This is a genomic window from Streptomyces sp. NPDC026377, from assembly GCF_055567715.1.
This window is the reverse complement of record NZ_JBVHPV010000012.1, coordinates 126,975-149,280: the sequence shown is the minus strand read 5'-3', so window position 1 is coordinate 149,280 and position 22,306 is coordinate 126,975. Positions and strand designations below refer to the sequence as shown.

Genomic DNA, 22,306 nt, shown 5'->3' with positions numbered 1-22,306 from the left:
CGGACCGAAAAGAGACAACTCCGACATCCTCACTGGCCGTCACGGACCTCTTCGGCGGTGGTGTCCCGCAGCTCTCCGTCGAGCAGCAGCCACCGGGTGACCCCGATCGACTCCAGGAAGGGAACGTCGTGCCCGGCGACGATCAGCGCTCCCTCGAAGGAGGCCAGCGCCTCGGTGAGCCGCCGGACGCTCGCCATGTCCAGGTTGTTCGTCGGCTCGTCCAGGATCAGCAGCTGCGGCGCGGGCTCGGCGAGCAGCAGCGTGGCGAGCGAGGCCCGGAAGCGCTCGCCCCCCGAGAGGGTCCCGGCCGGGCGGTCGGCCCGGGCCCCCTTGAAGAGGAAGCGGGCGAGCCGCGCCCGGATCGTGTTGGCGGTGGCGCCCGGCGCGTACCGCGCGACGTTCTCCGCCACGCTCAGCTCGTCGTCCAGCACGTCCAGGCGCTGCGGCAGGAACCGCAGCGGCACATGTGCCACCGCCTCCCCGGCCGCCGGGGCGAGCTGCCCGGCCAGGGTGCGCAGCAGGGTCGTCTTTCCGGCCCCGTTGCGGCCGACGAGGGCGATCCGCTCCGGTCCGTGGATGTCGAGGCTGCCCAACACCCCTTCTGTGTACGGCAGCCGCAGCTCGCGCAGAGTCAGCACGCTCCGGCCCGGGTGGACCTTGGTGTACGGCAGTTCGACACGGATCTCGTCGTCGTCCCGGACCGCCTCCACGGCCTCGTTCAGCCGGTCCCGGGCCTGGGCGAGGCGCTCGGTCTGGAGGATGCGGTGCTTGCCCGCCGACACCTGGGCCTCGCTCCGGCGGCCATTGGCGATGATCTTCGGGACCCGCTTGTTCTCGTAGCTCTTCTGGCCGAACCGCTGACGCCTCGCCAGTTTGACGTGGGCGTCGGACAGTTCGCGCTTCTGGCGCTGGACGTCGGCCTCGGCCGTGCGCACCATCCGCTCGGCCGCCTCCTGCTCCACGGCCAACGCCTCCTCGTACGCCGAGAAGTTGCCCCCGTACCAGGAGACCTCGCCCTCGCGCAGATCCGCGATCTGGTCGACCAGGTCGAGGAGTTCGCGGTCGTGGCTGACCACGACCATCACGCCGGGCCAGGCGGCGACCGCGTCGTAGAGCCGCCGCCGGGCGCGCCGGTCGAGGTTGTTGGTGGGCTCGTCGAGCAGCAGGACGTCGGGGCGGCGCAGCAGCAGCGCGGCCAGGCGCAGCAGCACCGACTCGCCGCCGGAGAGCTCCCCGATGGTCCGGTCGAGGCCGACGCCGTCGAGGCCGAGCTGTCCGAGCGCGGCCCGGGCCCGCTCCTCCACGTCCCAGTCGTCGCCGACCGCCGTGAAGTGCTCCTCGCTCGTGTCGCCCGCCTCGATGGCGTGCAGCGCGGCCCGCACCCGGTCGATGCCGAGGGCCTCGTCGACCCGCATCCCGGTGGCCATGGTCAGGTTCTGCGGCAGATAGCCGATCTCGCCCGTGGTGACGACCCGGCCGCCGGTGGGGGTGAGTTCACCGGCGAGCAGCCGCAGCAGCGTGGACTTCCCGGAGCCGTTGAGACCGATCAGCCCGGTGCGGCCGTGGCCGACGGCGAGCTGGAGGTTGTCGAGGACGCGGGTGCCGTCGGGCCAGGCGAAGGAGAGGTCGAAGCAGCCGATGTGCGTCGAGGACGCGGAGTACGTAGACATGGATGTCTCCCTGTTGCGCGGAAGAAGAGGGGGCGGGGGCAACGGGAACTGAGACACCGGTGTCAGGGCAGCGGGGATAAGCGGAAGGGCCCTGGTCGTGGAGGACGGCTCGGAGGCAGGTCACACCGCGCGCAACACCGAAGGGAGTGCGCGAAACGGTGTCTCAGATGCCTCAGACGAGCAACGTCCTACTCCGATCGACGACAACAGGGCCGAGAAGAACGTACGACGGGGCGCCGGGGCGCCGCAAACGATTTACGGCAGGGGACTTTGCGCCAGGCGGGCCTGGTCAGCGGGCGTCGCGCAGCAGCGCGGTGAGGTCACCGTCGAGGTCGAGGAAGTGGTGCTCGTGGCCCGCGGGCACCATCAGCTGGGTGCGCTTGAGGAAGCGGCGCAGCTCGGAGGTGCGGATGTGCACCATCGCGGTGCCCTCCGGCGCGTGGAACTCCACGACCGTACGGTCGAACCCGTACGGCCGGACCCGCACGTCGCCCATGCCCGCGGAGGTCTCCACTCCCGCCTCCAGGAGTTCGCGCGAGAACGCCCAGCAGACCTCCACCCCTTCGAGGGTGGCGGGCGCGGGGAAGACCATCCGCACGGCGAACGGGTCCTCGCGGTCGTAGCTCAGCGTCGCGGGGACGGTCTGGACCCGCGGGTCGGAAGCGATCAGGCGGGCCTCGACGGCTTGCTCGATGACAGTGGACAACGCCCTGTTCCCCTAACCTCACGACCGGGTACTTCTCTTCCTGCTGCTCACGAAGACGGCAGAAGACACGGCTGCGTGCACCCGAGCCGGGGGTGAGCTGTGTCACCTGACCGCTACGTGTGCGTCACTTTCCGGTGCGTCACCGCTCGCTCCTGTCCATTGCCTAACGGGCTCCGGATTGATGGCGATACGGTCGAATTTCGCCCTCTGGACGGCCCTCACCGGGTCGGCTAGCTTCCAGCGCCATGAAGCCCATGGGGAAGACGAGACGCATGCTGTCGGTGGGGCTGGGCGCGGCGGCGCTGGCGGGCGCGCTGACGGCGCCGGCCCAGGCGCACGGCCACGACGAAGGCCGCCCGGCACCGGTCTGGCAGCCGACGCCGACCGGTACGGACGCCCGGTTCCGGGGGCTCTCGGCGGTGAGCCGGAGCACGGCCTGGGTGGCCGGCTCGAAGGGCACGGTGCTGCGCACCACCGACGGCGGGCGCACCTGGCGCGATGTCTCCCCTCCGGGCGCGGAAGGGCTGGAGTTCCGGGACGTGAAGGCCTGGGGGTCCCCCCGGACGGAGTCCGGGGGAGGACGGCGGGCCGTGGTGCTCGCCATCGGGGAGGGCGAGGCGTCCCGGGTCTACCGGACCGAGGACGGCGGAACCACCTGGAAGGAGTCGTTCCGCAACCCCGACCCCCGCGCCTTCTACGACTGCCTCACCTTCTTCGACGAACGCCACGGGCTGGCCGTCTCCGACCCGGTCGACGGCAGGTACCGCCTGCTGTCCACGGCCGACGGCGGCCGCTCCTGGAAGGTGCTGCCGTCCGCCGGTATGCCGGAGGCGCTGCCGGGTGAGGCCTCGTTCGCGGCGAGCGGCCAGTGCCTGGTCTCCTCCGGCCCGCGCGATGTGTGGCTCGCCACCGGGGGCGCCGCCACCGCGCGCGTCCTGCACTCCGCGGACCGAGGGGTGACCTGGACGGCGACCGACTCGGCGATCCCGGCCGGTGACGCGGCGCGCGGAGTCTTCGCCCTCGCCTTCCGCGACCGTACGCACGGGATCGCGGTCGGCGGCGACTACCGGGCCGGACAGCCCTCGCCGCGCGCCGCCGAGCACACCCGGGACGGCGGCCGTACCTGGTCCCCGGCGGCGGCCCCGGTCGCCGCCTACCGCTCCGGCGTCGCCTGGCTGCCCCACAGCCGGTCGGCCGCGCTCGCGGTGGGCCCCACCGGAACCGACGCGACCACCGACGGGGGCCGCACCTGGCGGACCGTCGACACCGGCTCGTACGACACCGTGGACTGCGCACCGGACCGGGGCTGCTGGGCGGCGGGGGAGAAGGGCCGGGTGGCCCGGCTCGCGCGCGCGGGGCATCGGGGCTAGCCGGTGGGCAGCTCCTGCCGGTAGGCGCCGAGTCCCGGGGCCACCTTGGTCGCCAGGAACTCGGTGATCCGGTACGCGCACACGCCGTTGACGCTGAAGGGGTCGGTCGCCGCGATCTCCTCGATCGCCGCGCGGTCGTCCCCGACGGCCAGGATGACCCCGCCCTCACGGGGCTCCTTGCGGCCCGAGGCGATGAACACACCCGCCTCGTACTGCCCGTTGAGCCAGGCGACATGCGCGTCGAGCAGTTCGTCGACGCGGGCGAGGGGGGCCGTGTAACTCAGGTCCAGTATGAACATGATCGGCAGGCTACTCCGGGCCCCTTTCCCCGCGGGCCCTAGGGTGAGGGCATGGTGACGCTCACAGAGATTCCCCCGGGCTGGCCCGCCGACGAGGCCGGGGCGCTGGCCGTGCAGGACGAACTGCGCGGCCGCGTCGTGCTCGACGAGCCCGGCCCGCCGCCCGGCACCGGCCTGGTCACGGGTGTGGACGTGGCCTACGACGACGAGCGGGACGTCGTCGCGGCGGCGGCCGTCGTCCTGGACGCGGCCACCCTGGAGGTCGTCGAGGAGTCCACCGCCGTGGGCCGGGTCGCCTTCCCGTACGTGCCGGGACTGCTCGCCTTCCGGGAGATCCCCACGGTCCTGGCGGCCCTCGGAGCGCTCAGCACCGGGCCGGGCCTGGTGGTCTGCGACGGGTACGGGCTCGCCCACCCCCGCCGCTTCGGTCTCGCCTCCCACCTCGGCGTGCTCACCGGGCTCGCGGTCATCGGCGTCGCCAAGAACCCGTTCACCTTCACCCATGAGGAGCCGGGCACCCGGCGCGGAGAGGCCTCGGCGCTGGTGGACGCGGGCGGCGAGGAGGTGGGCCGGGCGCTGCGCACCCGCGACGGCGTCAAGCCGGTGTTCGTCTCCGTCGGTCACCGGGTGAGCCTGGACAACGCCTGCGCCCATACCCTCCGGCTGACCCCGCGTTTCCGGCTGCCGGAGTCGACCCGGCGCGCGGACGCGCTGTGCCGCGAGGCACTGCGCGCCGCGCTCCGGCCCGCGGGGGCACCGGCCGACTAGCGGGCGTCGGCCACCCGGAAGCGGATGCCCGCCTTCTGGACCCGGGCCAGCAGGGCGTCACCCATCGCGGTGACGGTGGTCAACTGCCCGGCGAGGCCGGGCAGTTCGTCGAGGGCGAGGCTGAGGGCGCCCTCGGCGAGGATCTTGGCCGTCTCGTCGTACCCCGGGTCGCCGCCCGAGACCTCGGTGAACACCCGGCGCCCGCCGCCCTCCCCGACGAACCGCAGCGAGAACCAGCTGCGGTCCCGGCGCTCCTGGTCGGGGCCGCTGCCGGGCTCGTAACGGCTGATCAGCCATCGCCGCGCGGCGGGCAGTTGGGCGACACCGAGAGCCGCGCCCGCACCGGCCACCGCGCCCAGCGCCATCGGCAGCCGGCGCACCGCCGCGAAGTGGCGGTAGCGGAAATCGGGTCCGTAGCGCTCGTTCGCCGAGGCGGAGCGGGCCACCACCGTCGGGTCCAGGACCGGCAGCGGCAGCGCCCAGGCGCCGGTCTCCCGGCTGAAGCGCGGGGTGCCGAGCGGGGCCCTGGCCCGGCGCCCGACCAGGCGCGGCTCGTGCAGCCGGCGCTCCCGGGCCGCCTTGAGCTGCTGCGGGCTGCGGCCCATGGCGGTGAGCGCGGAGGCGAACGTGCCGCCGGAGAACATCGCGTTGGAGCGCACGAAGCCGTCCACCCGCAGCGGTACGCCCTCGGGAAGCTGCCGGACCGTGTAGTACACGCCCAGGTCGCACGGCACCGAGTCGAAGCCGCAGGCGTGCACCAGCCGCGCACCGGTCTCCCGGGCCCGCGCGTCATGGCGCACGTACATGGTGTCCACGAACTCCGGCTCGCCGGTGAGGTCGAGGTAATCGGTCCCCGCCTCGGCGCACGCGGCGACCAGGCCCTCGCCGTACCAGACGTAGGGGCCGACCGTGGTGGCCACCACCCGCGCGGACCCGGCGAGGGCGCGCAGCGCGTCGGGGTCGGCGGAGTCCGCCGTGATCAGAGGCAGCGAGGCGCACGCGGGGTCGATGGCGGCGAGCTCCTCGCGCAGCGCCTCCAGCTTGGCGGTGGACCGCCCCGCCAGTGCCCAGGCGCACCCCTCGGGCGCGTGCGCGGCCAGGTACTTCGCCGTGAGGGTGCCCACGAACCCGGTGGCCCCGAAGAGCACGATGTCGTACGGCCTCGCGGCGCGCCGTGACCGCTGCCGCGCCGCCCGCTCTGCCCGTTCTGCCCGCTCCAAGGGGGGTCCCTCCGCTTCTGCTCCGGCCGCGCTCCCGCACCGATGTCGGTGGCTGAGGCTAGCGTGAGAAGCGGTGCCGTGGGTGATCAAGGACGGGGGGAACTCCGCTCGGCGCAAACCAAGCGCTTGCTCGCGCAAGGGGCTTGTGCGGAGTGGAACGTGTTCTTAGCATCACTGCTGTTACATCAGTTGTGTCACAGTGCTGGGGGCTCGATGACAGGTTCGGGGAACGGCCCGCTCACCGGGGTGCGCGTGGTCGAGCTGGCGGGGATCGGGCCCGGCCCGTTCGCGGCCATGCTCCTGGCCGACCTCGGCGCGGACGTGGTGCGGGTCGACCGGCCGGGCGGCGCGGGTCTTGCCATCGACCCGGCGTACGACCTGACCAACCGCAACAAGCGCTCCGTACTGATCGATCTCAAGGCGAAGGACGGCCCCGCGCGCGTCCTGGACCTGGTGGAGAAGGCCGACATCCTCGTCGAGGGCTACCGTCCCGGCGTCGCCGAGCGCCTCGGGGTCGGGCCCGAGCAGTGCCTGGCCCGCAACCCCGGGCTCGTCTACGGACGGATGACCGGCTGGGGGCAGGACGGACCGCTCGCCGCCCGCGCCGGGCACGACATCGCGTACATCGCCGTCACCGGCACCCTCGGCATGATCGGCCGGGCGGACGAGGCGCCGACCGTCCCCGCCAACCTGGTCGGCGACTACGCGGGCGGCTCGCTCTACCTCGTCGTGGGTGTCCTCGCCGCCCTCCAGCACGCCCGCGCCACCGGCCAGGGGCAGGTCGTGGACGCCGCGATCGTGGACGGCGCCGCCCACCTCGCCACGATGATCCACGGCATGCTGGCGGCCGGCGGCTGGCAGGACCGGCGCGGCGCCAACCTCCTCGACGGCGGCTGCCCGTTCTACGGCACCTACGAGACCGCCGACGGCCAGTACATGGCGGTCGGCGCCCTTGAGCAGCAGTTCTACGAGGAGTTCATCCAGCTGCTCGGGCTCGACGCCGTGGCCCCGGCCCGCAAGGACCTCGCCCGCTGGGAGGAGCTGCGCACCGCCATCGCCGAGCGGTTCCGCACCCGTACGCGCGAGGAGTGGACGACCGTCTTCGCCGGGTCGGACGCGTGCGTGGCGCCCGTGCTCTCGCTGCGCGAGGCCCCGGCCCATCCCCACCTCGCCGCCCGCGCCACCTTCGTCGAGCACGGCGGCCTCACCCAGCCGGCGCCCGCGCCCCGGTTCTCGGCCACCCCCGGCGCCGTCCGCCGTCCGCCCGCCCTGCCCGGCGCCGACACCGCCGAGGTGGCCCGCGACTGGGGCGTGCCGGAGCTCGCCGGGACCGGGAACGCCGAACCCACCGAGGAGAACGACCGTTGAAGCGGCAGATCTTCACCGCCGAGCACGACGCCTTCCGCGAGAGCGTCCGCACCTTCCTCGCCAAGGAGGTCCTGCCGCACTACGAGCAGTGGGAGAAGGACGGCATCGTCTCGCGCGAGGCCTGGCTGGCCGCCGGGCGCCAGGGCCTGCTCGGGCTCGCCGTGGACGAGGAGTACGGGGGCGGCGGCACCGCCGACTTCCGCTACAGCGCCGTCCTCGCCGAGGAGTTCACCCGCGCGGGCGCCTCGGGCCTGGCGATCGGGCTGCACAACGACATCATCGGGCCCTATCTGACCGGGCTCGCCACCGAGGAGCAGAAGCGCCGCTGGCTGCCGGGTTTCTGCGACGGCTCCCTGGTCACGGCGATCGCCATGACCGAGCCCGGCGCCGGGTCCGACCTCCAGGGCATCGCCACGCGCGCCGAGGACCGGGGCGAGTACTGGCTGCTCAACGGCTCCAAGACGTTCATCTCCAACGGCATCCTCGCGGACCTGGTGGTCGTCGTGGCGAGGACGACACCCGAGGGCGGCGCCCACGGTCTGTCCCTGCTCGTGGTGGAGCGGGGCATGGAGGGCTTCGAGCGGGGCCGCAACCTCGACAAGATCGGCCAGAAGGCCCAGGACACCGCCGAGCTGTTCTTCACCGACGTACGGGTCCCCAAGGACAACCTCCTCGGGGAGCTCAACGGCGCGTTCGTCCATCTGATGACCAACCTGGCGCAGGAGCGGATGGCCATCGCCGTCGCCGGGATCGCCGCCGCGGAGCACCTGCTGGAGATCACCACCGAGTACGTGAAGGAGCGCGAGGCCTTCGGGCGGCCGCTCGCCACCAAGCAGCACGTCCGCTTCGAGATCGCGGAGCTGGCCACCGAGTGCGCCGTCACCCGTTCGTTCCTCGACCGCTGCATCGTGGATCACTCGAACGGGGAGCTCGACGCCGTGCACGCCTCGATGGCCAAGTGGTGGGCCACCGAGCTCCAGAAGCGCACCGCCGACCGCTGTCTGCAACTGCACGGCGGCTACGGCTACATGAGCGAGTACCGCGTCGCCAAGGCGTTCACGGACGGACGCGTCCAGACCATCTACGGCGGGACGACCGAGATCATGAAGGAGATCATCGGTCGTTCCCTGCTCGGCTAACCCTCTGTGAAAGGCTTTTCCGTGAGCACCGAAGCGTATGTGTACGACGCGATCCGCACCCCGCGCGGGCGGGGCAAGGCCAACGGCTCCCTGCACGGCACCAAGCCGATCGACCTGGTCGTCGGTCTGATCCACGAGCTGCGGGGACGCTTCGCGGACCTCGACCCGGCGGCGATCGACGACATCGTTCTCGGCGTGGTCGGCCCCGTGGGCGACCAGGGCTCCGACATCGCCCGGATCGCGGCGATCGCCGCCGGGCTGCCGGACACCGTCGCCGGAGTCCAGGAGAACCGCTTCTGCGCCTCGGGCCTGGAGGCGGTCAACATGGCCGCCGCCAAGGTCCGTTCGGGCTGGGAGGACCTGGTGCTCGCGGGCGGTGTCGAGTCGATGTCGCGGGTGCCGATGGCCTCGGACGGCGGCGCCTGGTTCGCCGACCCGATGACCAACTTCGACACCAACTTCGCCCCCCAGGGCATCGGCGCCGACCTCATCGCCACCGTCGAGGGCTTCACGCGCCGCGATGTCGACGAGTACGCGGCGCTCTCCCAGGAGCGGGCGGCCGAGGCATGGAAGGACGGCCGGTTCGCCCGGTCCGTCGTCCCCGTCAAGGACCGCAACGGCCTGGTCGTCCTCGACCACGACGAGCACATGCGCCCGGGCACCACGGCAGACTCGCTCGCGTCCCTGAAGCCGTCTTTCGCCGCCATCGGGGACATGGGCGGCTTCGACGCCGTGGCCCTCCAGAAGTACCACTGGGTGGAGAAGATCGACCACGTCCACCACGCGGGCAACTCCTCCGGCATCGTCGACGGCGCCGCTCTGGTCGCCATCGGCTCGCGCGAGGTCGGCGAGCGCTACGGCATGACCCCGCGCGCCCGGATCGTCTCCGCGGCGGTCTCCGGCTCCGAGCCGACGATCATGCTCACCGGTCCCGCCCCCGCCACCCGCAAGGCGCTCGCCAAGGCCGGGCTGACCATCGACGACATCGACCTCGTCGAGATCAACGAGGCGTTCGCCGGTGTGGTGCTGCGCTTCGCCCGGGACATGGGCCTCCCGCTCGACAAGATCAACGTCAATGGCGGAGCCATCGCCATGGGCCACCCGCTGGGCGCCACCGGCGCGATGATCCTCGGCACCCTCGTCGACGAGCTGGAGCGCCGCGACCGGCGCTACGGCCTCGCCACCCTCTGCGTGGGCGGCGGCATGGGCATCGCCACCGTCGTCGAGCGTCTCTGACCGTCCTCTTCCCGGCCAACCCCGTTACGGAGCACCATCACATGGCAGTCATGTCGACGAGCACCACCATCCGCTGGGAACAGGACGAGACCGGCGTGGTCACCCTCGTCCTCGACGACCCCAACCAGTCCGCCAACACGATGAACCAGGCCTTCAAGGACTCCCTCGCGGCCATCGCCGACCGCGCCGAGGCCGAGAAGGACTCCATCCGCGGCATCATCTACACCTCCGCCAAGAAGACGTTCTTCGCGGGCGGCGACCTCAAGGAAATGATCGAGGTCGGTCCCGAGAACGCGCGCGAGGCGTTCGAGACCGGCACCGCCATCAAGAACTCGCTGCGCCGCATCGAGACCCTGGGCAAGCCGGTCGTCGCCGCCATCAACGGCGCGGCGCTGGGCGGCGGTTACGAGATCGCCCTCGCCAGCCACCACCGCGTCGCCCTCGACGCCCCCGGCTCCAAGATCGGCCTGCCCGAGGTCACCCTGGGCCTGCTCCCGGCGGGCGGCGGCGTGACCCGTACCGTAAGGCTGATGGGCATCGCGGACGCGCTGCTGAAGGTGCTCCTCCAGGGCACCCAGTACTCCCCGCGCCGGGCCCTGGAGAACGGACTGGTCCACGAGGTCGCGGCCACGCCCGAGGAGATGCTCGCCAGGGCCCGCGCCTTCATCGACGCGAACCCCGAGTCCCGGCAGCCCTGGGACGTGCCCGGCTACCGCATCCCGGGCGGCACCCCGTCGAACCCGAAGTTCGCCGCCAACCTCCCGGCCTTCCCGGCCAACCTGAAGAAGCAGCTGAACGGCGCCCCCTACCCGGCCCCGCGCAACATCCTCGCCGCCGCCGTCGAGGGCTCCCAGGTCGACTTCGAGACCGCCCAGACCATCGAGGCCCGCTACTTCACCGAGCTGGTCACCGGCCAGACGGCGAAGAACATGATCCAGGCGTTCTTCTTCGACCTCCAGGCCGTCAACTCGGGTGCCAACCGCCCCCAGGGCATCGCCCCGCGCCCGGTCCGCAAGGTCGCCGTCCTCGGGGCGGGCATGATGGGCGCGGGCATCGCCTACGCGTGCGCCCGGGCCGGCCTGGAGGTCGTCCTCAAGGACGTCTCGCCGGAGGCCGCGCGGAAGGGCAAGGCGTACTCGGAGAAGCTCCTCGCCAAGGCGCTCTCGCGGGGCCGCACCACCGAGGCCCAGCGCGACGAGCTGCTCGCCCGCATCACCCCGACCGCCACCGCGCGGGACCTGGCGGGCTGCGACGCGGTGATCGAGGCGGTCTTCGAGAGCACCGCGCTCAAGCACCAGGTCTTCCAGGAGATCCAGGACATCGTCGAGCCGGACGCACTGCTCTGCTCCAACACCTCGACCCTGCCGATCACCGGCCTCGCCGAGGGGGTGACGCGCCAGGCCGACTTCATCGGGCTGCACTTCTTCTCGCCCGTCGACAAGATGCCCCTGGTGGAGATCATCCGGGGTGAGCGGACCGGTGAGGAGGCGCTGGCCCGCGCCTTCGACCTGGTCCGACAGATCAAGAAGACCCCGATCGTGGTGAACGACTCGCGCGGCTTCTTCACCTCGCGCGTGATCGGCCAGTTCATCAACGAGGGCGTCGCGATGCTCGGCGAGGGCGTCGAGCCCGCCTCCATCGAGCAGGCGGCGGGCCAGGCGGGTTACCCCGCCAAGGTGCTCGCCCTGATGGACGAGCTGACCCTGACCCTCCCCCGCAAGATCCGTGACGAGACGCGGCGGGCGGTCGAGGAGGCGGGCGGCGTCTGGCCCGGCCACCCGGCGGACGAGGTCATCGACCGCATGGTGGACGAGTTCGGCCGCCCCGGCCGCAGCGGCGGCGCGGGCTTCTACGAGTACGACGGCGACGGCAGGCGCCTCCGGCTGTGGCCGGGGCTGCGCGAGCACTTCGGCAAGCCCGGCGCGAACGTCCCCTTCGAGGACATGAAGGAGCGGATGCTCTTCGCGGAGTCGCTCGACACCGTGCGCCTCTTCGAGGAGGGTGTGCTCACCTCGGTCGCCGACGCCAACATCGGCTCCATCATGGGCATCGGCTTCCCGGCGTGGACGGGCGGCGTGCTCCAGTACATCAACGGTTACGAGGGCGGACCCGGGGGAGAGACCGGTCTGCCGGGCTTCGTGGCCCGTGCCCGCGAGCTGGCCGAGCGCTACGGCGACCGGTTCCTGCCGCCCGCGCTGCTGGTGGAGAAGGCGGAGAAGGGCGAGAAGTTCACGGACGCGTGAGCGAGGTGAGCGAGGTGACGGACGGGGGAGGCGGTTCCCCGCCCGTCACCCCGGTCCTCACCCCGCCCCTCACTCCGTTTCGCTCTCGGCGCGGAAGGCCGCCCGCAGCTCCTCCTTGAGCGAGCGCTGGAACGCGGTGACCAGCGCCTGGACCACCATCGGCTGCATATGGGCCGACAGCGACCGCATCGCCGCCACATGGTCGGGGTCCGATTCCCGCTCCCGGTAGGGGTTCCACACCTCGTCCCGGAACAGCCGCGTCAGCTCGTGCGCGGCCGAGCGGGTGTGCTCCAGGAGGACCGTCCGGGCCGCCAGGATCGTCTCGTGCGCGATCGGCACGTCCAGGAGCTGCACCCCGAGCGCGAGCAGACCGGGGTCGACCAGGAACGCGTCGCTCTCGCCCTCGGTCCGCTCCAGGACGCTCATCGCGGCCAGCCGGTCGAGGTCGGTGTCGGACAGCGCCCGCCCCGCCCTACGCTCCAGCTCGGCCCGGGTGGTCTCCTCGGCCGTGTCCGGCGCCCAGGAGGCGACCACGGCCCGGTGGATGGCCAGGTCGTGCGCGCTGAGGCCGGGCGGCAACTGCTCCAGGTACCGCTCGATCGCGGCCAGCGTCATCCCGTGGTGCTGCAACTCCTCGATCAGCGCGAGCCGGGACAGATGCGCCGGTCCGTAGTGGCCGACGCGCCGGGGGCCGATCGCGGGGGGCGGCAGCAGACCACGGGTGCTGTAGAAACGGATGGTGCGCACGGTGACTCCGGCCCGGGCGGCCAGTTCGTCGACCGTCAGGGTCGGCTCCTCGGTCTCCGTCGCCATGGCGGTGCCTCGTTTCCCCGGGTGCGCGGACTGCGACGCAACAGTATTGCTGTCTCACCACTGTTGTCACCCACGCCGAGCGCCACGCCGTGCGCCACGCCATACGTCCCGCCGTTGGCCGTCCGGGGGAGCGGGCCGCCCGGCTCAGCCGCCCGCGACCAGCGGGTAGTGGTCGGAGAGGTTGGTGTAGGTGTAGCTCTTGCCCCAGCTGCCCACCGTCCAGGGCGCCGACGCCTCCTTGACCACGGTGTTGTTCCAGCCCGAGGGCCGGGCGTGCCCCTGGTAGTGCAGCACGTAGTCCAGGTCCTCGCGCGGCTCGCCGGGGTAGCGGTAGGCGGCGATCGAGTTGTCCGCCGTGTCGAACGAGTACGGGTGGCCGGTCCGCGAGTCGGCCCCGGCCAGGCCGCCGTCGGCGAGCATCGAGGCGTACTCGGAGCTGTGCGAGTCGACGTTGAGGTCACCTGCGAGCATGACCTCCTCGTTCGCCGGGACGTTCCTGGCGTCGAGGAACGCCTTGACCGCCTTGAGCTGGAGCGAGCGATCCCTGGCGGCCTCGCCCGCCGCGCACCCGGAGTCGGTGGACTGCAGGTGCGTGCCGACGACGTGCACCCTGGTGCCGTTGACGTTCAGCACCACGTAGGCGATGCCCTTGTTGGACCACCAGTCGGCGCCGCAGGCGTCCTTGAAGATCATTTGCTCCTTGCGCAGGATCGGCCACTTGCTGAGCACCGTGACGCCCCCGTCCTCGGGGGTGGTCGAGGAGTACGAGCCGCTCGTCGCGTCCCAGCCGTCCTTGCTCCGGCCGACCACGGGCGTCTGGTACGGGTACTGGGCGGCGGCGGTCCGCTTCAGCGCGTCCGAGGCGGAGTTGTCGAACGCCTCCTGGAGGACGACCACGTCGTTGCCCTGGAAGAAGGGCGCGGCCGGTATCGCCTGCGCCCGGTGCTCCTGGCCCCAGTTCGGGTAGAGGCTCGTGCTCATCAGGAAGGTGTTGTACGAGAGCACCTTCAGCCGGGGCGCGTCCGTGGCGGCGGTGGCGGCCGAGGCCGAGGGGGTGGCGGCGGCCAGCGTGGCGGCCGTGAGCGCGGCGGCGAGGGCCGCGCCGGGGACACGGCGGAGCGCGGAGTGCGGCACTGGAACTCCTGTGGGTGGAGTGGGGGTTGGACTGGCGCGCACATCAAACCAGCCACAGTTACTTCGGGGTAACCGTCTGGTGGCGCCTTTCTTGCCGGGGCCGGAACGCGGGCCCTGGGGCCGCGGGGCGGTGGTGACAGGTGGGGTAATTTGTGATCTGTCATCTGGTAACTCTGGATACATGATCGAGAGCCGTACGCCGCCCGTCCCCGCTCCGCCACCGCCCGGCGGTGTCCTGTGGAGCCTCGCGGGCGACGTGCGGATGCTGCTGACGCTGCCCGCCGCCCTCACCCTCCAGGTCGCGCACCCGGCCGTGGGCGCCGGGGTCGACGAGCACTCCGTGTTCCGCACCGACCCCTGGGGGCGCGGTGAGCGGTCCCTGCGCTCCCTCCAGCTGTGGGTGTACGGCGGCGAGGCGGCCGCCGAGGAGGGGCGGCGGCTGCGCAGGCTGCACCGGAGCATCCGGGGCACCGACACCCGGGGCCGCGGCTACCACGCCCTGACCCCCGCCAACTACGCCTGGGTGCACGCCACCGGCTACCCCGTCTTCGCCCACTCCCAGAAGTATCTGAACCGCCCCCTCACCGAGGCCCAGGAGCGGCGGATGTACGCGGAGTGGCTCCAGGTCGGACGGATCCTGGGCATCCACGACCGGGACATGCCGCAGACCATCGAGGAGTTCTGGCCGTACTACCGCGGGGTGCTGGCCGAGGAGATCGCCGCCAACAGGGTCGTCGAGGAGCTCCTGTCCCTCGACGCGCGGGTCCCCGCACCCGACCGGGGCCCGCTCCCCGTCCGGCTGCTGCTCAGGCTGCTGTGGCCGGTGCTGCTGCCCCGCATCGCGCGCTTCCGGCGGTTCGTGACCATCGGGTTCCTGCCGCCGGACGCCCGCGAGGCACTGGGCCTGGAGTGGACCGACGCGCAGGAGCGCGCACTGCGCCGGTTCGGCCGCGTGGTGCGGGCCGTCGTACCCGTTCTGCCCGAGCGGCTGCGCTTCCTTCCGCTCGCCCGCGAGGCGCGGGCGCGGGCCCGGGGCGCCCGGCCCCGGGGGTCCAGGCCGACGCCCGTGTGACCAGGGCGGTCGCTCCTCGTACGCGCGGCGGTGGTGCGGTGCCACGCACAGCGGAGGCGAGCGGGGTGCGCCGCCGGGGGCGCCCGGCCTCCGGCCGCGGATCCCCGCGCCCCCGGAAGGGCGCGGGGATCCGCGCGAGGAGCCTTGGATCGCCCCGCGGTCGCGTCACACGGCGGAGCGGGGTCAGCGGTGGTCGTGGAGGCCGTTCGTCGCCGCGATCTTCTTCCAGGACTTCGGCTGCGCCGGCGGCACAGCGGCTGCCACCCCGGCCTTCTTGGCGGCCGGGGCCGCGGGCTTGGAGGGCTGGTACAGCCAGGTGTCGAAGAGCCCGGCCAGCGGCTTGCCGGTGGTCTTCTCCGCGTACCGCACGAAGTCGCCGACGGTGGCGTTGCCGTACTGGCGCGCCGTCGGCCAGCCCTTCAGGAGCGTGAAGAAGCTCTTGTCGCCGACCGCGTTGCGCAGCGCCTGGAGGGCGAGCGCGCCCCGGTCGTAGACGGCGAGGTCGAACTGGTTCTCCGGGCCCGGGTCGCCCGGCTTGACCTTCCAGAACGGGTCGTCGGCCGGGTGCTGCGCGTAGACGTAGTCCGCGAGCTCCCGCGCGGTGCCCTCGCCCTCCTTCTCCGACCAGAGCCACTGGGCGTAACGGGCGAAGCCCTCGTTGTTCCAGATGTCCTTCCAGCCGTTCACCGAGACGCTGTCGCCGTACCACTGGTGGGCCAGCTCATGGACGACGACCGAGACGTTGGCGCCGTTCGCGAACTGCCGGGGGCTGTAGTACGGCCGGGTCTGCGTCTCCAGGGCGAATCCGGTGGTCACGTTCGGCACATAGCCGCCCACCGAGTTGAACGGATACGGACCGAAGACGCCGCTCAGCCACTCGGTGACCTCCTTGGTGCGCTCGACGCTGGCGCGCGCGGCGCCGTCGTTGTCGCCCAGGTCCTTGCTGTAGGCGTTGATCACCGGCAGACCGTTGGCGGTGGTGTCGGTGGTGACGTCGAACCTGCCGATCGCGAGCGTCGTCAGATAGGTCGCCTGCGGCTTGTTGGAGCGCCAGTTGTAGCGGGTCCAGCCGAGCTTGGAGCTCTGCGACTGGAGCGTGCCGTTGCTGATCGCCTGGGTGCCGTCCGGCACCAGTACCGACACGTCGTAGGTGGCCTTGTCCAGCGGGTGGTCGTTGGAGGGGAACCACCACACGGCCGAGTCGGGCTCCTGCGCCGCCACCCCGCCGTCGGGGGTGCGGTGCCAGGCGGTGTACCCGTCGATGCTCAGCTCGGACGGCTTGCCCGCGTACTTCACCACCACCGAGACCGACCTGCCCCGGGGCAGCGGCGCGGCCGGGGTGATCTCCAGCTCCTGGGAGCCGGACTTGGCGTACTTCGCGGGGGTGCCGTTGACCCGCACCTCGCTCACCGCGAGCCCGAAGTCCAGGTTGAAGCGGGAGAGGTCCTGCGTGGTGGTGGCGAGGAGGGTCGCCGTGCCCTCCAGGAGGTCGGTGGCGGGCTGGTACTTCAGCCGCAGGTCGTAGTGGGAAACGTCGTAACCGCCGTTGCCGCTGCTCGGGTAGTAGGGGTCGCCGATACCCGGCGCGCCCGGAGTGAAGTCGGCGGCCGATGCCGGGATCGCCAGCAGCACAGACGCGGCGAGCACGCTCGGGGCGAGGATTCTGCGGTGCACGAGTGCTCCAAGTCGTCGGGGTGAACGATCTCTTGGGACCCTATTCAGCGCACGCCCGCCAAGTCATGTCCATGGCCCCTGCTGTCACACGATCGCCATTGCGCCGACATGGAGAGGTGTCCGCCGCAGGCCGCTTCCCGACCGTGCCTGCCCCCTTTTGCACGGGAGTTGACGGGAGTACCGTCCGCTTCCATGCCGATTCCTGCGCGGTCCACCCGCACGAGGTTCAGATCGCTTGGGGCGCCCGGCCGGGCGCACCTGCTCGTGGTGGCGGTCGCGGCCGCCCTGACGGCCCTGTTCCTCTCCCCGGCGGGTGCCCAGGCGGCCCGCGTCAAGGAGAGCGCTCCCGTCTACTCGTACGAGAACGCGATACGCGAATCCGTCTGGGTCGACACCCGGCTCGACGCGGACGGCGACGGCAGGAACGACCGGGTCGCCGTCGACATAGTCCGCCCCCGCGAACCCGCGAGCCGGGGCCGCGGGGTCCCGGTCATCATGGACGCCTCGCCGTACTACGCCTGCTGCGGGCGCGGCAACGAGAGCCAGCGCAAGACGTACGACGCGCAGGGCCACGTCGTGCAGATGCCGCTCTTCTACGACAACTACTTCGTGCCGCGCGGCTACGCCTTCGTCGGCGTCGACCTGGCCGGAACCAATCGGTCCGACGGCTGCGTAGACATCGGCGGGCCGTCCGACATCCAGTCCGCCAAGGCGGTCGTCGACTGGCTGAACGGCCGCGCCCGCGCGTACACCACCCGCACCGGGAGCCTGCGGGCGAGCGCGGACTGGAGCAACGGCAGGACCGGCATGATCGGCAAGAGCTGGGACGGCACCATAGCCAACGGCGTGGCCGCCACCGGGGTCGAGGGCCTGAAGACCATCGTCCCGATCAGCTCCATCTCCTCCTGGTACGACTACTACTTCGCCCAGGGTGCCCCGCTCTACGACTCCGGGCCCGACTGGCTCTCCCAGTACGTCGAGAGCCCCGGTGCCCGGGCCCACTGCGACGCGGTGCAGCGGAAGCTGGTCGAGGGGGCCCCGCGCACCGGTGACTGGACGCCGCTGTGGAGCGCGCGCGACTACGTGGCCGACGCGGGCAGGGTGAAGGCGAGCGTGTTCGTGGTGCACGGCATGCAGGACCTGAACGTGCGCCCCAAGAACTTCGGCCAGTGGTGGGACGCGCTGGCGGCGCACGGTGTGGAGCGCAAGATCTGGCTCTCCCAGACCGGGCACGTCGACCCCTTCGACTACCGCCGCGCCGACTGGGTCGCCACCTTGCACCGGTGGTTCGACCACTACCTCCTCGGCTACGACAACGGCATCGAACGCGCGCCGATGGCCGACGTCGAACGCCACCCCGACCAGTGGTCCACCGACCGGACCTGGCCCCCGGCCGGCACCCGTGACGCCGTGCTTCGCCCGGTGGCGGGCTCCGCGCCCGGCGTCGGCGGCCTCGCCCTGAAGCCCGCGCCCGCAGGCGCGACCGAGACGTTCACCGACGACCCCGGGCTGGACGAGGCCGCGTGGGCGGCGGCCGTGGACCGCTCCACCCCGGAGAAGGCCGGGTTCACGACCGGGCCGCTCACCCGCGACCTGCGGCTCTCCGGCTCCTCCACCGTCACCGTCACCGCCACCCCGACCACCACCAGCGCCCACCTCTCAGCGGTCCTGGCCGACCTCGGCCCCGACACCATCCGCGACTACGGCGGCGCCGGCGAGGGCATTGTCACCGGCACCGACCGCACCTGCTGGGGCCAGAGCACGGCCGGGGACAGCGCCTGCTTCAAGGTGACCGGCGCCGCCACCAAGGCCGTCGACTTCACCGTGGTCAGCCGTGGCTGGGCCGACCTGGGCAACTACGCGGGCGGCACCGGACAGCCGCTGACGCCGGGCAAGGCATACACGATCACCCTCGACCTGCACGCCACCGACCACGTCGTCCCGGCCGGCCACCGCCTCGCGCTGATCGTCGCGGGCACCGACCGTGACCTCATCGAGCCGCCCGCGAGCCGCCCCACCCTCACCCTCGACCTGGCCCGCACCTCGGCGAAGCTGCCCCTCCTCGGCGGCACGGGGGCGTTCCGGCGGGCCACCGCCGGCGCCCCGCACTCCCTCGCCCCCAAGGCCCCGCACCCGGCCGGGGTCCACGCCCCACGCCCGGCGCGCCCGGTCCCGGGGGCCCGGTGAGGGCCCGCACGGTGCTCCTCGGCCTCACCGGAGCCGCACTCGCCGTGCCCCTGGTGACGGTCCCGGCGCGGGCGACCGCGAGCCCGCCGCGTACCGCCTTCGAGACGAGCGCCGGGGCGCGCTGGACCGGCGAGGCGGAGGAGCGGGACTTCCTGGCGGCCGTCGCCCGGGGCGGCCACCGCACCTCGGTCACCCGGATCGGCACCACCACCCAGGGGCGCCCGCTCCGGCTGGTCCGCGTCGGCAGCGGGCACACCGCCCACCGGATCCTGCTGGTGTGCAGCCAGCACGGCGACGAACCGGCGGGCCGCGAGGCCTGTCTGGCCACCGTCCGCGACCTCGCCTACGCCGAGGACCGCGCGACCCGGCGGCTGCTGGCCCACACCACGCTCTACGTGGTGCCCACCGCCAATCCGGACGGCCGGGCCGCCGACACCCGCGTCAACGCCGACGGCGTCGACGTCAACCGCGACCACATCGCCCTGCGGACCGCCGAGGCCCGGGCCGTCGCCGCCGTGCTCCGCGACCAACAGCCCGATGTCGTCTACGACCTGCACGAGTACAGTGCCACGCCCCGGTACTACGACAAGGACCTGTTCGACCTGTGGCCGCGCAACCTCAACACCGCACCGGCGGTGCACGAGGAGGCCCGGACGCTGTCCCGGGCGTACGTACGGCGGGCCGCCCGCGCGGACGGCTACTCCACCGGCACCTACGGCATCTGGACCGACCCGGTCACCGGCGAGCCGGTCAAACAGGTCGCGGGCGACGGCCAGGAGCGCATCCTGCGCAACACGGCGGGCGTCAAGCACGCCGTGGGCCTGCTCATCGAGAGCCGCGTCGACGCGGCGACCGACGCCGAGAAGGCCGACCCGGCGCTCAACAACCGGCGCCGGGTCCTGTCCCAACTGAGCGGAGTGCGCGGCCTGCTGGCCTTCACGGCCGAGCGCCGGGGCAGCGTCGGGGCGGCTACCACGGCGGCCCGCCTCGCCGGACACCGCGACCGGGGGCCGGTCTACCTCGGCGGCGCGGACAACGAACCCGCCACCCCCGCGCAGACCCTCGCCGACCCGCCCTGCGGCTACCGCCTCACCGCCGCCCGGTACGCCGAGGTGAAGGACCGCCTCGCCCTGCACGGCGTCCGGGTGCGGCGGTCCGGGGACGGTGTGTTCGTCCCGCTGCGCCAGCCGCTGCGGGCGCTCGTGCCCCTGCTGCTCGACGCCCGTGCGCCGTACGGGCTGACGGCGGCCGAACCCGTACAGCACTGCTGAGACGGGTTTCTCACCGGAGGGGAGCGCGGGAGGTGGCCAGTGCCGCCGCCTCCCGCGCACACCCCCAGGCCACGGTGACCCCGGCGCCGCCGTGCCCGTAGTTGTGCACGAGGAGCCCGCCGGACGCGGTGGACTCCGCCTCGACGCGCACCCCGGTCTCCCGCACCGGGCGCAGCCCCACCCGGTGGGCGAGCACCCGCGCCCCCGCGATCTCGGGCCGCACCCGCGCACACCGCTCCACGATCCGCGCGGCGACGGCCGGGTCCGGGGTGAGGTCCCACGCGCCGTCCTGCGCGGTGCCGCCGAGCAGCAGCCCGTAGGGCTGCGGGAAGAAGTAGGTCGTCTCGCCCGCGGAGTCGTCCACGCGGGTGTACCACTCGCTCACGCCGGGGTTCTCCACGACCACCAACTGGCCGCGCACCGGCCGCAGCAGGGGGTCCGGGACGAGCGTACGGGCGCCCAGGCCCGTACAGTTGACCACCACCGGAGCGTCGGGCAGCGTGTCGGCCGTCCGCGTCTCGACCGTCCCGCCCGCCGCCTCCAACCGCTCGCGCAGCCAGGCCAGATGGACCGGCATGTCGATCAGGGGTATGCGCGCCCGCACTCCTTGCGCCGACTGGTGCAACCCTGCCACCTCGGCCGCCCACGGCCCCAGTTCACCGAGCCGGAGCCCCGCTTGCAGCCCCTCCACCAGCCGTACCCCGGTCCTGCCGGGATCGGCGGCCAGCTCCTCGTACACCCGCAGGGAGGCGAGTGCCCAGTCGCCGACGCGCCCGGCGGGCTCGATGCGGTACGGCCACCACAGCGCCCCCGCGACCGCCGAGGTCGTCAGCTCGGCCGGATCCCTGCTCCACACCCGGACTTGGCGGCCCGACTCCGCCAGGACCACCGCCGTGGTCAGACCGATGACACCGCCACCCAGCACGATCATCTGCTCGCTCATGAAGGGACGGTAGCGGATGGGTGACACCGTGCTCGGAACAGCCCCAGAGGGGAATACTCAGCACATGTCTGCCGCGTACGCGACCTTCGCCCTCGCCCCCGCGATGCGGGCGGGCGACGTCGCGGGGGCCGCCGGGCCGCCCCAAGTGCACCGCGAGTTCCTGGACTTCGTCGTCAACGGCCGTCCGCTGCTGCACCAACTCGCCGACCTGGACGCCGTCTCCCCGCTCGCGGCCGACGTACCGCCCGCCGTCCTCGGCGCCCAGGTGCGCGGCCTGCTCCTGGAGACCGGACCGCCGCTGGCCCACGGACGGTACGTGGTCTATGCCTGCCCGGAGTGCGAGGACCTGGCGTGCGGGGCGGTCACCGCCGTGATCGAGCGCTGCGGGGACGACATCATCTGGCGGGACTTCGCCTGGCAGACCGAGCCGGTGCCCGATCTGGTGCTCAACGGCTACCACGGGATAGGCCCGTTCCGCTTCCGCGCCCAGGAGTACAGAGCCGCCCTGGAACGGCTGCTCGGCGACGAGCCGCCCCGACGCCGGGTCCTGCTGGTCGGGGCCCGCGCGAGCGTCCTCGGCAGGCTCGCCGCCGCCCTGCGCTCGATCGGCATCGGCGCGGACATCGTGCACGAGGTGACCGACGCGATCGACGAGGAGCTGCGCGGTTACGGGGCGGTCGCCTTCGGCCGCGCGGTCACCGAGGCCGAACGCACGGCGGTGCGCGCCGCGTTCACCCGCGCCCGGGCGCGCCCCGTGTACGTGACGGGCCTCGCCCCCATCACCCCGCTCCTGGTGGCGCAGGTGGAACAGGCCCTGGACCGCACCCCGCTCGCCCAGCGCCGGCTCACCTATCTCTCCGCCTCCCCGGACGAGGCACGGCTCGCGGTCGGCGCGACCTGCCGGGTCCGGCTCACCGCCTACCGCCTGGACCGGCTGCGCCGCGTCCACGCCCAGGAGGTCCTGGACACCGTCCTCGACCCGGGCCCGCACCGCATCCCACTGGACGAGCGCGCCCTGCGCGGGGAGGCCTTCCTGGTGGCCCGTACCACGGGCGGCGTGATCACGACGGCGGTGGCGCGCTGAAACGGTCCGCTCGGCGGGTCCGGGGCGTCCCGGCGGTCCGTGCGGCGGCCTCGGGGTCCCACCCGGACCCGGCCGGCCGGGGCCCCGGTGAACCGCGCGGGGGCCCGGG

18 protein-coding genes are annotated in these 22,306 nt (G+C 72.8%); 10 read left to right on the top strand and 8 right to left on the bottom strand.

Features of this window, described 5'->3' with window-relative positions; all coding sequences use genetic code 11:
- Nucleotides 1-29 precede the first annotated feature (29 nt).
- Nucleotides 30-1,670 (bottom strand): ABC-F family ATP-binding cassette domain-containing protein, encoded by a 1,641-nt coding sequence (locus ACZ4MU_RS24235; protein ID WP_467880178.1) that lies wholly within the window; start codon nt 1,668-1,670, stop codon nt 30-32.
- Between the two features lie 289 nt (nt 1,671-1,959).
- Nucleotides 1,960-2,376, bottom strand: a complete 417-nt coding sequence (gene ssgD / locus ACZ4MU_RS24230; RefSeq protein WP_467880175.1) for a spore wall synthesis regulator SsgD — start codon at nt 2,374-2,376, stop codon at nt 1,960-1,962.
- Between the two features lie 245 nt (nt 2,377-2,621).
- On the opposite strand from ssgD, the gene ACZ4MU_RS24225 reads away from it, so the two are divergent.
- Complete coding sequence (locus tag ACZ4MU_RS24225; RefSeq protein WP_467880172.1) at nt 2,622-3,746, top strand: WD40/YVTN/BNR-like repeat-containing protein; 1,125 nt, start codon at nt 2,622-2,624, stop codon at nt 3,744-3,746.
- Here the strand turns inward: ACZ4MU_RS24225 and ACZ4MU_RS24220 are convergent.
- A complete protein-coding gene (locus ACZ4MU_RS24220) occupies nt 3,743-4,045 on the bottom strand; it encodes a YciI family protein (protein WP_467880169.1) in 303 nt (100 codons plus the stop codon). The two genes, ACZ4MU_RS24225 and ACZ4MU_RS24220, sit on opposite strands and share 4 nt — an antisense overlap.
- 51 nt (nt 4,046-4,096) lie before the next feature.
- Here ACZ4MU_RS24220 and ACZ4MU_RS24215 point away from each other — a divergent pair, with 51 nt between their 5' ends.
- The gene (locus ACZ4MU_RS24215) at nt 4,097-4,813 is read left to right on the top strand and encodes an endonuclease V (RefSeq protein WP_467880166.1); all 717 of its coding nucleotides are present in this window, start codon (nt 4,097-4,099) and stop codon (nt 4,811-4,813) included.
- On the opposite strand, the gene ACZ4MU_RS24210 is transcribed toward ACZ4MU_RS24215, so the two are convergent.
- Nucleotides 4,810-6,033 carry a saccharopine dehydrogenase family protein gene (locus ACZ4MU_RS24210; protein WP_467880163.1) on the bottom strand — a complete coding sequence of 408 codons (1,224 nt, stop codon included), beginning with the start codon at nt 6,031-6,033 and terminating at the stop codon, nt 4,810-4,812. The two genes, ACZ4MU_RS24215 and ACZ4MU_RS24210, sit on opposite strands and share 4 nt — an antisense overlap.
- A 213-nt stretch (nt 6,034-6,246) precedes the next feature.
- Here ACZ4MU_RS24210 and ACZ4MU_RS24205 point away from each other — a divergent pair, with 213 nt between their 5' ends.
- From ACZ4MU_RS24205 to ACZ4MU_RS24190, 4 genes are read left to right on the top strand one after another with little or no spacing between them, the layout of a single operon-like run.
- Nucleotides 6,247-7,401, top strand: a complete 1,155-nt coding sequence (locus ACZ4MU_RS24205) for a CaiB/BaiF CoA transferase family protein (protein ID WP_467880160.1) — start codon at nt 6,247-6,249, stop codon at nt 7,399-7,401.
- A complete protein-coding gene (locus tag ACZ4MU_RS24200; RefSeq protein ID WP_467880157.1) occupies nt 7,398-8,540 on the top strand; it encodes an acyl-CoA dehydrogenase family protein in 1,143 nt (380 codons plus the stop codon). The genes ACZ4MU_RS24205 and ACZ4MU_RS24200 overlap by 4 nt, the downstream gene beginning before the upstream one ends.
- A 21-nt stretch (nt 8,541-8,561) precedes the next feature.
- Nucleotides 8,562-9,776 carry an acetyl-CoA C-acetyltransferase gene (locus tag ACZ4MU_RS24195; protein ID WP_467880154.1) on the top strand — a complete coding sequence of 405 codons (1,215 nt, stop codon included), beginning with the start codon at nt 8,562-8,564 and terminating at the stop codon, nt 9,774-9,776.
- Nucleotides 9,777-9,826: 50 nt separating this feature from the next.
- Entirely contained in the window at nt 9,827-12,019 is a 2,193-nt protein-coding gene (locus ACZ4MU_RS24190) for a 3-hydroxyacyl-CoA dehydrogenase NAD-binding domain-containing protein (protein ID WP_467880151.1), read from the top strand.
- Nucleotides 12,020-12,088: 69 nt separating this feature from the next.
- Here the strand turns inward: ACZ4MU_RS24190 and ACZ4MU_RS24185 are convergent, their stop codons facing one another.
- Both ACZ4MU_RS24185 and sph read right to left on the bottom strand, forming a co-directional pair.
- On the bottom strand, nt 12,089-12,832 hold the full coding sequence (locus tag ACZ4MU_RS24185) for a MerR family transcriptional regulator (protein WP_467880148.1): 744 nt from the start codon (nt 12,830-12,832) through the stop codon (nt 12,089-12,091).
- Nucleotides 12,833-12,976: 144 nt separating this feature from the next.
- Nucleotides 12,977-13,966, bottom strand: a complete 990-nt coding sequence (gene sph / locus ACZ4MU_RS24180; protein WP_467880146.1) for a sphingomyelin phosphodiesterase — start codon at nt 13,964-13,966, stop codon at nt 12,977-12,979.
- 181 nt (nt 13,967-14,147) lie between these two features.
- Between sph and ACZ4MU_RS24175 the strand changes: the two genes are divergently transcribed.
- On the top strand, nt 14,148-15,038 hold the full coding sequence (locus tag ACZ4MU_RS24175) for an oxygenase MpaB family protein (RefSeq protein WP_467880143.1): 891 nt from the start codon (nt 14,148-14,150) through the stop codon (nt 15,036-15,038).
- Nucleotides 15,039-15,221: 183 nt separating this feature from the next.
- Here ACZ4MU_RS24175 and ACZ4MU_RS24170 read toward each other — a convergent pair whose 3' ends face one another.
- Nucleotides 15,222-16,712: a M1 family metallopeptidase gene (locus tag ACZ4MU_RS24170; RefSeq protein WP_467880140.1), complete on the bottom strand. Its 1,491-nt coding sequence runs from the start codon at nt 16,710-16,712 to the stop codon at nt 15,222-15,224.
- A gap of 192 nt (nt 16,713-16,904) precedes the next feature.
- Here ACZ4MU_RS24170 and ACZ4MU_RS24165 point away from each other — a divergent pair, with 192 nt between their 5' ends.
- Both ACZ4MU_RS24165 and ACZ4MU_RS24160 read left to right on the top strand, forming a co-directional pair.
- Entirely contained in the window at nt 16,905-18,899 is a 1,995-nt protein-coding gene (locus ACZ4MU_RS24165) for a Xaa-Pro dipeptidyl-peptidase (RefSeq protein WP_467880137.1), read from the top strand.
- On the top strand, nt 18,896-20,170 hold the full coding sequence (locus ACZ4MU_RS24160; protein ID WP_467880134.1) for a M14 family metallopeptidase: 1,275 nt from the start codon (nt 18,896-18,898) through the stop codon (nt 20,168-20,170). The genes ACZ4MU_RS24165 and ACZ4MU_RS24160 overlap by 4 nt, the downstream gene beginning before the upstream one ends.
- Before the next feature lie 10 nt (nt 20,171-20,180).
- Here the strand turns inward: ACZ4MU_RS24160 and ACZ4MU_RS24155 are convergent, their stop codons facing one another.
- A complete protein-coding gene (locus tag ACZ4MU_RS24155) occupies nt 20,181-21,113 on the bottom strand; it encodes an FAD-dependent oxidoreductase (RefSeq protein ID WP_467880131.1) in 933 nt (310 codons plus the stop codon).
- Between the two features lie 64 nt (nt 21,114-21,177).
- Between ACZ4MU_RS24155 and ACZ4MU_RS24150 the strand changes: the two genes are divergently transcribed.
- The gene (locus ACZ4MU_RS24150) at nt 21,178-22,197 is read left to right on the top strand and encodes an oxidoreductase (RefSeq protein WP_467880128.1); all 1,020 of its coding nucleotides are present in this window, start codon (nt 21,178-21,180) and stop codon (nt 22,195-22,197) included.
- The last annotated feature ends 109 nt before the right edge of the window (nt 22,198-22,306 follow it).

Excerpts from the sequence above, each read along its gene's own strand:
- ACZ4MU_RS24165 (WP_467880137.1), top strand. The coding sequence starts at position 16,905 with ATGCCGATTCCTGCGCGGTCCACCCGCACGAGGTTCAGATCGCTTGGG.
- ACZ4MU_RS24205 (WP_467880160.1), top strand. The coding sequence starts at position 6,247 with ATGACAGGTTCGGGGAACGGCCCGCTCACCGGGGTGCGCGTGGTCGAG.
- ACZ4MU_RS24215 (WP_467880166.1), top strand. The coding sequence starts at position 4,097 with ATGGTGACGCTCACAGAGATTCCCCCGGGCTGGCCCGCCGACGAGGCC.
- ACZ4MU_RS24220 (WP_467880169.1), bottom strand. The coding sequence starts at position 4,045 with ATGTTCATACTGGACCTGAGTTACACGGCCCCCCTCGCCCGCGTCGAC.
- ACZ4MU_RS24185 (WP_467880148.1), bottom strand. The coding sequence starts at position 12,832 with ATGGCGACGGAGACCGAGGAGCCGACCCTGACGGTCGACGAACTGGCC.
- ACZ4MU_RS24235 (WP_467880178.1), bottom strand. The coding sequence starts at position 1,670 with ATGTCTACGTACTCCGCGTCCTCGACGCACATCGGCTGCTTCGACCTC.
- ACZ4MU_RS24190 (WP_467880151.1), top strand. The coding sequence starts at position 9,827 with ATGTCGACGAGCACCACCATCCGCTGGGAACAGGACGAGACCGGCGTG.
- ACZ4MU_RS24150 (WP_467880128.1), top strand. The coding sequence starts at position 21,178 with ATGTCTGCCGCGTACGCGACCTTCGCCCTCGCCCCCGCGATGCGGGCG.
- ACZ4MU_RS24155 (WP_467880131.1), bottom strand. The coding sequence starts at position 21,113 with ATGAGCGAGCAGATGATCGTGCTGGGTGGCGGTGTCATCGGTCTGACC.
- ACZ4MU_RS24175 (WP_467880143.1), top strand. The coding sequence starts at position 14,148 with ATGATCGAGAGCCGTACGCCGCCCGTCCCCGCTCCGCCACCGCCCGGC.
- ACZ4MU_RS24225 (WP_467880172.1), top strand. The coding sequence starts at position 2,622 with ATGAAGCCCATGGGGAAGACGAGACGCATGCTGTCGGTGGGGCTGGGC.